Here is a 13484-nt window from a genome sequence, read left to right on the forward strand (position 1 = left end):
AAAACTTAATTCATAAAATAAGTATTAAATATCAAAAATGAAGGAGAATGTATCGCTTGATTCATAATTAGAAAAACATAGCTTTTGTAAAATCTTTGTTTTCAAACAGTAAATATTGCCTATAAATGCGCATATATATTAGGTATAACTATTTTGTTATATGTCTTGTTATATTTATACATATACTTAATGCATTGACAGTTTTTGAATTAAACTATATAATAAGTTTCATAATGAAGTAAAAAAATCATTTGAAATTTATTGTGTGGAATAGTTTTTCCAGAGTGCAATAAATTAGATTTTTTAATTAAAATTAAATAAATATTGCAAAGGGGCAAGGAAAAATGAACAAAAGATCATTATTAAGTATTTTATTAGCATCAGTAATGTCTATAGGGCTAATGACTGGATGTGGTGCATCAAAGAGTGATACAGGATCAGGTGAAGGAAATAAAAAATATGTGATTGCATGTGATGCAAAATTTGCACCATTCTCTTTCGAAGACAGTGGAAAATATAAAGGAATAGATGTAGAACTTTTAGATGCAATCTCAAAAGAAGAAAATTTTGAATATGAATTAAAACCAATGGATTTTAACGGAATAATTCCAGGGCTTACAGCTAATCAATTGGATGGAGCTATAGCAGCTATTACTATAACAGATGAAAGAAAACAAACATTAGATTTTTCAGATGGATATTTTGTATCAGGATTATCAATAGTTACGAATAAGGATAACACGTCAATTAATGGTGTTAATGATTTAAATGGAAAAAGTGTTTCAATAAAAAAAGGAACTGCAGGAGCAAAATTTGCTGAAGATAACGAATCAAAATATGGATTGAATTTAAGCTATTTTGAAGATTCTCCATCAATGTTCCAAGCTGTGGAAAATGGAAATACTGATTTCCTAATGGAAGATTATCCAGTTATTGCATACAAGATTAAAGTAGATAATGGAGCAAAGTTAAAAATTGTTGGAGATAAATTAGATGCTGTAAATTATGGATTTGCAGTTAAAAAAGGTGAAAATCAAGATTTATTAAAGAAATTTAATGAAGGATTAAAGAAATTAAAAGATAGTGGAAAGTATGACCAAATCGTTGGTCAATATATAGGAAAATAGTAAGGAGAATTAAAAATGGAGATTTTTCAATTACTAAAAGATAGTCTGCCTAGTTTATTAAGTGGGCTTTCAGTAACAATTGAAGTTGCAGTAATATCATTAATATTAGCAGTTATATTCGGGATAATTTTAGGAATATTTAGCATAAGTACTTCAAAAATTTTAAAAGGTATATCTACAATATATATCTACATTGTCCGTGGAACACCACTTATGGTTCAAGCTTTATTCTTATATTTTGGTGTTGGACAGGCATTTGGTATAAGATTTGACCCTATAGTTGCAGGTGTAATAACTCTTACAGTAAATGCAACAGCTTATATGGCTGAGATATTTAGAGGAGGAATACAAGCTGTAGATAATGGTCAAATGGAAGCTGCAAGAAGTTTGGGACTTAATTACTCAAAGGCTATGAGAAAGGTAATTTTACCTCAAGCTGTTAAGATTATGATTCCATCTATATTAAATCAATTTATTGTTACATTGAAGGATACATCAATATTGACAGTTATTAGTATAAGAGAACTTACATCGTCAGGACAAATTATTATTGCGAGAAACTTTAAGGCACTTCAGATGTATGCAATTGTAGCTTGTATGTATTTTATAGTAATAACAGTATTGACTTTAATATCAAGTTATATAGAAAGGAAAATCAGCTATGGTAATAAGCGCTAAGAATCTTAAAAAACGTTATGGACAATTAGAAGTTCTTAAAGATATATCAGTAAATGTTACAGAAGGTGAAGTTCTTTGCATTATAGGTCCTTCAGGATCAGGAAAGAGTACTTTCTTAAGATGTCTTAATGGTTTAGAAGAAATTCAAGCAGGTAGTATTACAATACTAGGCCAAGAGCTTGTAAATAATAAGGACATAAATAAATTAAGAGAAGAAATCGGAATGGTGTTTCAATCTTTTAATTTATTCCCACACCTAACAGTTCTTCAAAATATGTTATTAGCACCTTTAGAATTGAAGAAGATGAACAAAGCTGAAGCAACTGAAAAAGCTCTTTCATTATTGGACAAAGTTGGATTAAAAGATAAAAAAGATGTTTATCCAGATACTTTATCTGGGGGACAAAAACAAAGGGTTGCAATTGCCAGAGCCCTTGAAATGAATCCTAAGATAATGTTATTTGATGAACCAACTTCTGCACTAGATCCTGAAATGGTTGGTGAAGTACTTAAGGTTATGAAAGATTTAGCTCAAGAAGGAATGACAATGGTTGTAGTAACTCATGAAATGAATTTTGCTAGAGATGTATCTGATAGAGTTATATTTATGGATCAAGGATATATAGTTGAAGAAGGTCCTCCAGAAGAAATATTCACTGCACCTACTAGCGATAGATGTAAAGAGTTCTTAGATAAAGTAATTAACAATTAAAATTTATTATATGAGAAATAAAGAGCATTGTTTCAATTTCAATATTTAATGACATTGAGAAACAATGTTCTTTTTATATATTTTTCATGGTTTTTTACTTGATTTATTTATTAATATGCTATAATTTATATTTATTAGGTATTATAAGTAGAATAATAAATCTATACACTAACTCGTTAAAATATATAAAGAAGTACATTATATTTTCGATTTATTGTTTTAGAAAATATAGCACATAGAAATTGGGGAGGATAAAAATGATACAAATTAATCCGAAAAATTCTGAATTAAAAAATATAATAATTCTAGCTACTGGGGGAACTATAGCTGGTACGGGAGAAGAGGGGAAGACTACTAATTATACAGCAGGTAACATAGATATAGAAGTGCTAGTTAGTAGTGTCAGAAATCTTGATAAAATAGCTAATATATATGGTGAGCAGATTGCTAATGTTGATAGTAATGATATAACTATGAATCATTGGTTAACTCTTGCCAATAGAATAAATGAACTTTCAAAGCAAGACGATGTCGATGGCTTTGTAATAACCCATGGTACTGATACATTAGAAGAGACAGCATACTTTTTAGATTTAACAGTTAAAACAGATAAACCAGTCGTACTAACAGGAGCAATGAGACCTTCAACTGCAACAAGTGCAGATGGACCTTTAAATTTATATCAGTCAGTAGCATTAGCTGCTAGCGATTTATCAAGAGGGCATGGAGCAATGGTTGTTTTTTCAGATGGAATTTATAGTGGAAGAAATGTCCAAAAAATCAACACCTTTAAAACAAATGCCTTTAACTCAATTGAATTTGGATGCCTTGGTTACATGAGAGACAATATACCATTCTTTTTTAATAAGTCAATAAAACCACATACAATTTATTCACAATTTGATGTTACAGGATTAACTGAGCTGCCTAAGGTTTCTATCGCATATTTCCATATTGACGCTGATCCTTCGATTATTGACTACTTTGCTCAAAACTCGGAAGGAATTGTAATAGCGGGTGCGGGAAGTGGTACTTTCAGCTCAAATTGGTTGGAAGAAATCAGGAATCTTGAAACAAAGGGGATTCCAGTTGTGAGATCTTCAAGAATAGGAAACGGTATAATATTAACAGATTCAACTATAGATAAATACTCAAATTGCATTCCAAGTTATACATTATCACCTCCAAAATCTAGGATATTACTTACACTGGCACTTACTAAGACTAAAGACTACTCTGAAATAAAAAGAATATTTGCAGAGTATTAATTCAAATATTATAAAAATTTTAACTAAATGTAGTTTGCTATAAAATGTTTCATAGATCTCATACTAATTGAAAAAGTTATACTTAAGGTAAAGATAGTTTATAAAAATACTATCTTTACCTTTTTATTTATAGATAACCCAACTATAATCTATACTTATGCGTATAACTCACCGAAATGAATAATATACTTTTGTTCCAGTTTCTAGGTTATTTTGATGGGTAATTCTAAGACTATAAATTTGCACCCAAAGTGCTGGCTTATAGGGGGCTAAGATTTTAAGTTCATATCTTCATTAGAAATCATAAATATATTTGTGTAGAAAACATTTGAAAATGAGCTGTTAAAGGTTCTTAAGCAGAGAACCCAAATCTTTGATTTGGTGAGAATCGCTTACTCAGTGAACGAACGTGAGTCGAGTTTCCGCTAACAGTTGTTCCATTTTAGCTTGTGAAGTGAGAGTCCAAAATTTTATTTTGGGTTCTCGAACTTCCTCAGCGAATGTAATGAGTCGAGCTTCAGTAGAAAAGTGGGAGCATGCTAAAGTGGATACAACCTGCTGCTTAGAACCTTCAGCGATATTTTCATAGCTTTTCGGAATCAAAATATTTATGATTTCGGTAAGTTATCACGTAAATACAGTTTTAAATTTGGATATTAAGAAATATTTTAGTCATCAAATAAAACTTCGTATTCATATAATAAATGAAATCAATATAATGTTATAGGGCTTTTTATATGAAAGAACAATGCACAGAAAGCAATGACTTTTTTAAGAGGTTATATAAAAATGGTAAATTAATTGAATTTGATGAAAAATCTAAAATAGTATTTATAAGTGATGTTCATAGGGGCGACGGTGGGTATGCTGATTCTTTAAGACAAAACAGAAATATTTATAAAGCTGCTCTTGGATTTTATTATGAAAATGGATATACTTTAATAGAATTAGGTGATGGTGATGAATTATGGAAAAATAAAGATTGTTTAGATATCGCCTATAATTATAAAGATGTTTTTTCAATGCTTAATGACTTTTATGATGATAATAGGTTGTGTTTGGTATACGGAAATCATGATATAGTAAAAGCTAACCCAGAATTCATAAAACGGCAAGAAAGACTTTTTGCAAATGCCGGAAATGGCTTTGGACGTGAGATGATAAACTTATATTCTAATATAACTTTTTATGAAGGAGTTATACTTAGATATATGCCATCAAAAGAGGATATAATTGCATTTCATGGGCATCAAGTAGATTTTATTAATTGTGAGATGTGGAAAACTAGCAGGTTTCTAGTAAGACATGTATGGAGATTTATGGAGGGAGTTGCAGGGTTTAAACCTCCAACTAGTCCAGCAAGTAATTATGATAAAGGAACAAAAATAGATCATATACTTGGACATTTAGCTCGTAAGGAGAAAAAAGTTATAATCTGCGGGCATACTCACAACGATATATTTCCTGAAGCAGATGAGGGGATTTATTTCAATGATGGCTGCTGTGTGTTTCCATCAGCAGTAACTTGTATTGAATTAACAGGTGGTAAAATATCATTAATTAAGTGGGCTATAGAAGTTGATAGTAAAGATGTTTTATACATTAATAAAACTATAATTGGAGGTCCTGAAAATTTAGAAAAGTACTTTTATTATGCAAAACAGTTTTAGAGTAGAAGAACGTTTGAAAAGGAGATTATATATGAAGTTTATTGATTTACATTGTGATACTGCAAGTAGAATTTTTTATGAAAAGTTAAATCTTAATCATAAGAAGTGCAAAGTTAATATTGAAAATTTAAAAAGAGGCGAAAATTTAGGTCAGGTTTTTGCATTTTTCATAGAGAAAGAATCAATTGAAGATCCATATGATGAATTTATAAAATTATATAATAGCTTTACTCAAGAAATAAGTAAAAACAAAAGAGAGATAGAAATTGTAAGAAATACAGCTGAGCTAAAAAATGCTGAAAAATCAGGTAAGATTGGAGCTTTTTTATCCATAGAAGAAGGAGAAGTCATCAAAGGAGATATACAAAAGCTAAGAACTGTATATGATATGGGGATTAGAATCATAACAATTACTTGGAATTATCAAAACTCATTAGGGTATCCTAACGCAGGTTATACTTATAGAAATAAAGGATTAACTAGAAAAGGAGTTGAAGTTATTGAAGAATGTGAAACCTTAGGCATAATTCCTGATGCATCTCATTTATCAGATGCTGGATTTTATGATTTGATTAGAATTTGCAAAAAACCATTTATAGCTTCACATTCTAATGCACGTGCGATCACAGAGCATCCTAGAAATTTAGATGATAATATGATAAAATTATTAGCTGAAAAGGGTGGAGTAATGGGGATAAACTTTTGTTCTGATTTTTTAGGAAATGAAAGTGTATCGTTAATAGAAGAAATGATTTGTCATATAAAACATATTAGGAACATTGGAGGAATTGATGTACTTGCCCTTGGAAGCGATTTTGATGGAATACACAATGAGGTGGAAATAGAAAACGCTTCAGAATTTAATAAATTATATTTGGCACTTAAACAAAATCATTTTAAGGAATCAGAGATAGAAAAAATATTTTATAAAAATGTCCTAAGGGTTTTTGAAGAAAACTTTAAATAATAAAAATTCATATATATGATGCAATTGAAAATTACGACCAAATTCTTGAAATGCATGTGTTATAAAAAATTTTAATTTATAAAATATTATCTTAAATTATCAGTCAATACAAACTAAATAATTTTATGAAGAGTGAATATGTTATTTAGAAATTATATAATAGAATACAATGAAAATTTAAAAGGTGGTGAATTTGTCAGATATTCAGTTATATAATATCTGACTAAGGTTTGTTATGAATAAATTAAGGGGTAAAGTTGCATTAATTACAGGTGCATCAAGAGGCATAGGAAGAGCTATAGCAGTAGAGCTCGCAAAAGAAGGGGCAAGCGTTATAATAAATTACTCTACTGATGACGAAGGTGCAAAGGAAACTTTGGAAGAGATAAAGAGTATAAACGGCTATGGAGTTATAGTAAAAGGAGATATATCAGCTTTTGATAATTGCCAAATGATAGTTGAAGAAGTTTTAAAAGTAATGGGGAAGATTGATATTCTAGTAAACAATGCAGGCATAAGTCATATAGGTTTATTTATGGATTCAACAGAAGAAGAAATAAGCAGGATATTGAATACAAATCTTTTAGGAGCAATTTATTTAACAAAGCATGTCCTAAATAATATGATTTCCAGAAAAAGTGGAACTGTCATAAATATTTCTTCTATGTGGGGAGAAGTTGGAGCCTCTTGTGAAGTGTTGTATTCAGCTACAAAAGGTGGATTGAATTCATTCACAAAAGCACTTGCAAAAGAAGTGGCGCCTTCTAATGTAAGAGTCAATTGTATAGCTCCAGGAGTAATAGATACAAAAATGAACTCATTTTTAGAAGGAGATGAAAAAAAATCCCTAGAGGAAGAAATTCCTCTAGGAAGATTTGGACTTCCAAGTGAGATTGGTAAAATTGCTGTATTTTTATCTAGTGAAGAGTCATCGTATATAACAGGGCAAATAATAAGAGCAGATGGTGGATATATTTAATGTATATCCGCTTACTCTTCTTCACCTTCAGGTGATACTATTTTCTCCAAGTAAAAATAAAATTCTACACCATTATTGATGTTTTGTAAATTAAACTCACTGTTATGAAGACGTAGTATATTTTTAACTATTGATAAGCCAATTCCAGTACTGTTCTTTTGAGTTCTTTCTCTAGATTTATCTATTCTATAGAATTTATCAAAAAGTTTGCTTATTTCAGCCTCAGGAATAACTACGCCAATATTTTGAACAGATATTTTAAACTTGTCTAGACCTTCTTCAATATTTACGTTTATGTCATTGCCAGGAGGAGTATATTTAATTGCATTTGTTATGAGATTAGTTAAAACCTGCTCCATTTGAAATGGATCTGCATAAACATAGCTATAAGGTATTGATGAATTAAAGTTTACATTGAACTTATTTTCTTCAAAGTCTAGCTTATGCTTCTTTAATATTTTATTAATTAATCTATTAATATTAAAAGATTCAAAATTTGGTTTTATAATCCCAGATTCAAGTTTTGAAAGTTCTAGCATGTTAGTGACTAATACAGTCATCTTTTTCGACTCATCAATTATAGTTTCTAAATATAAATTGGCGTCTTCGCCAGACACAATACCATCTTTAATACCTTCTGCATATCCTTCTATAATTCCTATTGGGGTTTTTAGTTCATGACTAACGTTAGATATGAAATCTTTTCTCATATCTTCTAATTGTCTTTCTTTTTCAATATCATCTTTTAATTTCTTGTTTTTTTGCTGTAAATCTACTAAAGCAGCTTGTAGATTTTTAGATAAAAAATTTAGCGATTTGGCAAGGCTTCCTATTTCATCATCTCTATCAGTTTCACAAACTTTTGCTGAGAAATCCATATGAGATATTTTGTTTGCTGTATTGGTTAAGTTTACAAGAGGCTTAGATATAAGGTTAGAGTAAATTGAAGAAAGTATTACTGATATAACAATCAATCCAAAAAACAAATATACAAAAAATTCACTCATAACTTCAGAGGCTTCCTTTATTGGCTGAATTGAAGCAACGCAAAAAATAAGACTATCATTTTTTGTGGTTATAGACATAGGGCTAATTACACCAATTTTACTTAAGCCGCTGCTCTCATTGGTAAAAGTTGTATACTTGGTTTGAGAATGAGTAATAACATCATTAATCAAATCGCTATTATTTATTAATTCTTTACCAAAAGAAGTTAAGGTATCAAAACTCTCCTTATCACTATAAATATTGTTAGAAAAATATTTTATATCTCCATTTGTTGATGTAATGATGATTTTAGCATTATTATCATTCTCAAATTTTTGCAAGGCCTTATACAAGTCAGCATCATTGTCTATATGAAGTGAATATAAATCATGAAACTTATTAACTTCTTTAACTAATGAAATTGTTTTTTTGTAAGAATAAAAACTTTCAAAGAAAAAAGCTTGTGCAAAGTAAGTTATGAACATTAATGCAAGAACAAGGCCTAATGTTATGCTAAATAGCCTTTTAGATAAACTACGCCTCATTTATTTAACCTCAAATTTATAGCCGCTGCCACGAACTGTAATTATATAATTAGATTTATCTAACAGCTTTTCACGAAGTCTTTTAACGTTAGTGTCAACTGTACGTATATCTCCGTAGTAGTCAATCCCCCAAACATTATCCAATATATTATCTCTACTTAAAGCAATTCCTTCATTAGTAACTAAGTACATTAAAAGTTCGTACTCTTTTGGAGATAATATTATTTCTTTACCATCAATTTTTACTTCATGCGAAAGTTTGTTTATAGTTAAACCATTAAAATCTTGAAAGCTCGAATCTAAGTCTTCTCTGGTTCTTTTTAGAAGAGCCTTAACTTTAGCAATTAAAACTTTAGGGCTAAAGGGTTTTGTTATATAATCATCAGCTCCGTAATCATAACCTTGAAGTTTATCCTCTTCTTCACCTTTTGCAGTGAGTAAAACTACAGGAACGGTAGAGACTTCTCTCAATTTTTCCAACATAGTTAATCCATCCATAACAGGCATCATAATATCTAAAAGTACCAAATCAATTTTTTGTGTACTAAATACAAATAATCCTTCTTCGCCATTTGAGGCTTCAAAAACATTAAAATCTTCCTTTATTAAATAATCTCTAAGTAAAAATCTAATTCTTAGTTCATCTTCAACAATTAAAATAGACTTTCTCATAACATTTCATCTCCTTATATGTGAACGTGTAAATTCATACAATGGTTATAATAACATAATACCTTACAAATAAGGCAATTCTATTACAATTATATATCACATTGTACAATTTTTTATGTCCTAAGCGCAATATAATATTGCAAAAATAATCCTTTATCAAAATTCTAAAAATATTACAAGAATTTTGGTTGTAATTGTGAATTGTGAAATGTGTATTGTGAATTGCAACATACATATTATATTAAGTTTAGCATATAAAGATCAATATGTATGTTATAATAGTAAATCTACATTTAAGATTGCAATAAAACAAGATCTAAGCAGTACTAAAATCTGCAAGCTCAATTACAAGGTATATATTAAATTCATTATAGTATAATAATGTAAATACTCTCATATATTATATTGGATAATAATTATCTATAAATAATAAATTTATAATGATTATCATGAATTTAGAAGAAATAAAAAGATTTTTAAGAATATACGTCAGACATCTTGTGTGGATAATAATACTAATTTTGAATTGGAACATATATTTGTGTTATTATATAGGTGTATAGATTATTTTTGATTATAGAAATTTACTTTTGTTTTGTGATATGATTATGAATGGCATATTTATACTTTAAAACGTGATTAGCATTACTAGTGTTATTTTAAATGAAAAGATCGCAAAGTATCAGGATATTTGATATGTAATTAGGAGAATAGTGAATGATAAAATTAAATTTTGATGTGAAGAGACATACACTTGAAAATGGCTTGGAAGTAATAACTATTAAGAAGGATACTCAAATTGCATCTATTAATATAGGAGTTAAGGTCGGTGCTCTATATGAGAATATGAAAGAAAAAGGTATAAGTCACTTTATTGAACATACTTTGTTTAAAGGAACCATCAATAGAACTGGTGAAGAGTTAAATGATGAATTAGAGGCTTTAGGTGGAGAATATAATGCTTATACAGATTATGATGTTACGGTTTATACGATTAGCTGCTTGATTGAAGAATTTAAAAAAGCAACAGAGCTTTTGGCCGATATGATTGTAAATCCAACATTTGATAAAAATGAAATAGAAAAAGAACGAGGTGTAATTTTATCAGAAATAAGGATGAGCAAAGATGATATAGAGGATTTTAGTTTTAAAAATGTAAATAAACTTGCATTTAATAAAAGTGCTTTGAAATATGAAGTTACTGGACTTGAAGAGAATGTTTCTGGATTCACCAGAAAGAAATTGATGTCTTTTTATAAAAGGTACTATACACCAAAAAATTCTCTCATAACTATGGTATCGCCTTTAGAGCATGATGAAGCTATAAACTTAGTGAAAAACTATTTCAGTCAATGGGAAGGGCAAAAGCCGGAACCTATAAATATCATAATAGAAAAAAATAAAGAAATAACAGGAATAAGTTATAAGAAGGATATAGAGCAAAGCACTATAGTCTATTTATATACCTTCAATGATTTAGAAAAATCAAATGAACTTCCACTAAGAATTTTGAATCATAGACTTGGGGAAAGTTCGAATTCACTTCTTTTTAGAGAAATTAGAGAGAATAGGGGATTAGCTTACGATATTTATACTCATTTAGAAATAACCAATAATATAAAAACTCTCTATATATACACAGCAGTTAGTGAGGAAAACGTTGATGAAGCTAAAGCGGCCATTGAGGAAACAATAAAAAGCGTAGTTGATGGAAAGATTCAAATAGGAGATAGAGATTTAAATATAATGAAGAAAGTCCATAAGACAGCTGTAATATCAACATTAGAGGATTCATCTGAGTTATGCAATTACATGCTTCATCAGGCATTAGAGGGCGAGGACATATTTGAATTTGTTAAAGATATGGATAGATTAAATATGGTGGATATATTAAAGATTAATGAAGTTGGGAAAAAAGTTTTAAAAAGCCCAACGATACACATACTAAAGTCTAACTAGTAAATTAAATAATAAAAAAGGTGAAAGTTTTAACTATGGCGAAAATAACGAAAATAGAAATTCAAAAGAGAAACAAAGAAAGAGTTAATTTATTCTTAGATGGTGAGTATGCATTTTCTATTTCAGCAGAATTGGTTTATAAAGAAAGTCTTAAAGTAAATAGTGAAATAAATCCTGAGAAATTGAGGACACTAGCAGAAAGTGAAAACTTTATGAGGTGTAAGGAATCTGCTTTGAGAATAATAGAAAAAACATATAAAACCGAAAAAGAGGTTAGAGATAAGCTAAAGCTTAAAGAGTATGACGAATCATCTATTGACAAAGCTATTGAATTTCTTAAAGAATATAATTTTATAAATGATGGCAATTATACAAAAATTTTTATAAAAGATAAATTACGATCAATGGGAAGTCAGAAAATAAAATATACATTGCTTCGCAAAGGAATTTGCAAAGAAATCATTGATGAGGAATTATTAAATCTAGATAAAGAAAATGAAAAAGATGTTGCATTTGATATAGCACAAAAAAAATATAATTTAATAAAGAATAAAGAGACCGATACTTATAAAATTTCAGGAAAATTATATAGGTATTTAATTTCAAAGGGATATAATACAGAGGTTACTAGTCAGGTAATCAAAAAAGTTATGGCTGTAGACGTGAATGATTTTTAATAGTGTTTTTATATTTCGCTCGTTGAAATTCAAAGCACATATTTTAGATGTATTTTTAATATGCTTATGTTCTCATTTTTGATATAATTAGAATATACATTATAATAGGGTGAAAATATTATTTGTGGAGGAAAAATTATGAATGAAAATAAAACTATGTTAGTAGTTAATGGAATCATCTCAGGATGTATCCAAGTAAGTATCATAATTGCACTATTAGTCTTTCCTAGTATAATATTTAATTCCACGTCAGTTCAATCATTTACAGAAAATGTTCTTAAACAAGAATATTCACCAAGTGAAAATAGCAAGATTGTAAATAGTAAATTATTTAAGAACATACAGTCAATTAAAAATGCATCATCAAAAGAAATTATTATTTATAATGGAGTTACTATAGAAGACGGTATTAAATCAAATGAAGAAATTGATAATAAAGCGCTAAAATTAACTCAGGGCGCTAAAACTGATAGGGAACGAGCAAAAATATTATATAGTTGGATTGGAAGTAATATAAAGTACGATAATGAAAAGGCTCAAGAAGTTTTAAGTGGAGGCGACACTGAAAAAATGCCAGAAAGCGGTGCAATTCCAGCGTTCAGTAGTAGAACGGGTATTTGTTTTGATAAGGCATGTCTTTATGTAGCGATGTCTAGAGCTGCTAATCTTAAAGTTAGGCTTTTAGGAGGCCAAGCCTATGATGGAGAACAATATGTTGGCCATGCATGGAACCAAGTTTATTTAGCGGATGAAAATAAATGGATCAATGTAGATACAACCTTCTATGATGGAGGAAATTATTTTGATTCCAATTTATTTAATAAGCATGATGTAGAAGAAATTGCTGGTGAATGGTAAATTAGTTTGCTTTTTTAAATTTTGAAATAATAAGATCTATGGCCTTTTCACAATCTTTGTCATTAGGATCTATTGACCATGCTAAATTAAAGAAACGTAAAGCTGTATTAAAGCTTTCTTTCATGACATAGCAATATCCAAGATTAAAAAAGTATTTACTTTCATGCTTAAGAGAAATTGCTTTGTTAAGCATAATTATTGCATCATCAAATTTTTTGAGTTTAATTAAACAAACTCCACAATTATAGTATGAACAAGCCGTGTTTAAATTTTCTGATGCGGACTTTTTATAAAAATCCATGGCTTTTTCGTAATCCTTCATATTGTAAAATTTGTTTCCTTCAGTAAAATAATTCATTTGTGACCTCCAATAGCAAAATTGTAA

The 13484-nt window shown here is 29.0% G+C and carries 13 protein-coding genes; 10 read left to right on the plus strand and 3 right to left on the minus strand.

Features of this window, described 5'->3' with window-relative positions:
- Window positions 1–344 precede the first annotated feature (344 nt).
- The 7 genes from KEC93_RS12280 (at window position 345) to ymfI (ending at window position 7401) form a co-directional block, all read left to right on the plus strand.
- Window positions 345–1127, plus strand: a complete 783-nt coding sequence (locus tag KEC93_RS12280) for a transporter substrate-binding domain-containing protein (RefSeq protein WP_077869256.1) — start codon at window positions 345–347, stop codon at window positions 1125–1127.
- 15 nt (window positions 1128–1142) lie between these two features.
- The gene (locus tag KEC93_RS12285) at window positions 1143–1805 is read left to right on the plus strand and encodes an amino acid ABC transporter permease (RefSeq protein WP_017213116.1); all 663 of its coding nucleotides are present in this window, start codon (window positions 1143–1145) and stop codon (window positions 1803–1805) included.
- Window positions 1789–2517 carry an amino acid ABC transporter ATP-binding protein gene (locus tag KEC93_RS12290; RefSeq protein WP_012058608.1) on the plus strand — a complete coding sequence of 243 codons (729 nt, stop codon included), beginning with the start codon at window positions 1789–1791 and terminating at the stop codon, window positions 2515–2517. Before KEC93_RS12285 ends, KEC93_RS12290 begins: the two co-directional genes overlap by 17 nt.
- 257 nt (window positions 2518–2774) lie before the next feature.
- Window positions 2775–3785: an asparaginase gene (locus tag KEC93_RS12295; RefSeq protein ID WP_039769772.1), complete on the plus strand. Its 1011-nt coding sequence runs from the start codon at window positions 2775–2777 to the stop codon at window positions 3783–3785.
- 737 nt (window positions 3786–4522) lie between these two features.
- Window positions 4523–5455 carry a metallophosphoesterase gene (locus KEC93_RS12300; RefSeq protein WP_077869255.1) on the plus strand — a complete coding sequence of 311 codons (933 nt, stop codon included), beginning with the start codon at window positions 4523–4525 and terminating at the stop codon, window positions 5453–5455.
- Between the two features lie 31 nt (window positions 5456–5486).
- The gene (locus tag KEC93_RS12305; RefSeq protein WP_065417358.1) at window positions 5487–6422 is read left to right on the plus strand and encodes a dipeptidase; all 936 of its coding nucleotides are present in this window, start codon (window positions 5487–5489) and stop codon (window positions 6420–6422) included.
- Window positions 6423–6657: 235 nt separating this feature from the next.
- The gene (ymfI, locus tag KEC93_RS12310; protein ID WP_065417357.1) at window positions 6658–7401 is read left to right on the plus strand and encodes an elongation factor P 5-aminopentanone reductase; all 744 of its coding nucleotides are present in this window, start codon (window positions 6658–6660) and stop codon (window positions 7399–7401) included.
- An 11-nt stretch (window positions 7402–7412) separates the two neighbouring features.
- Here ymfI and KEC93_RS12315 read toward each other — a convergent pair whose 3' ends face one another.
- Entirely contained in the window at window positions 7413–8933 is a 1521-nt protein-coding gene (locus KEC93_RS12315; RefSeq protein ID WP_065417356.1) for a sensor histidine kinase, read from the minus strand.
- Window positions 8934–9605, minus strand: coding sequence for a response regulator transcription factor (locus KEC93_RS12320; protein WP_012058614.1), 672 nt, complete (start codon window positions 9603–9605; stop codon window positions 8934–8936). It abuts the gene before it with no gap.
- Window positions 9606–10322: 717 nt separating this feature from the next.
- Between KEC93_RS12320 and KEC93_RS12325 the strand changes: the two genes are divergently transcribed.
- From KEC93_RS12325 to KEC93_RS12335, 3 genes are all read left to right on the plus strand, one after another.
- Window positions 10323–11564: a M16 family metallopeptidase gene (locus tag KEC93_RS12325; RefSeq protein ID WP_017213110.1), complete on the plus strand. Its 1242-nt coding sequence runs from the start codon at window positions 10323–10325 to the stop codon at window positions 11562–11564.
- Window positions 11565–11599: 35 nt separating this feature from the next.
- A complete protein-coding gene (recX, locus tag KEC93_RS12330) occupies window positions 11600–12241 on the plus strand; it encodes a recombination regulator RecX (RefSeq protein WP_023976720.1) in 642 nt (213 codons plus the stop codon).
- A gap of 138 nt (window positions 12242–12379) precedes the next feature.
- Entirely contained in the window at window positions 12380–13099 is a 720-nt protein-coding gene (locus KEC93_RS12335; RefSeq protein ID WP_039769764.1) for a transglutaminase-like domain-containing protein, read from the plus strand.
- A gap of 1 nt (window position 13100) precedes the next feature.
- On the opposite strand, the gene KEC93_RS12340 is transcribed toward KEC93_RS12335, so the two are convergent.
- Window positions 13101–13457 (minus strand): tetratricopeptide repeat protein, encoded by a 357-nt coding sequence (locus tag KEC93_RS12340; protein ID WP_012058618.1) that lies wholly within the window; start codon window positions 13455–13457, stop codon window positions 13101–13103.
- Window positions 13458–13484 lie beyond the last annotated feature (27 nt).

This window comes from Clostridium beijerinckii (assembly GCF_018223745.1).
GTDB lineage: Bacteria > Bacillota > Clostridia > Clostridiales > Clostridiaceae > Clostridium > Clostridium beijerinckii.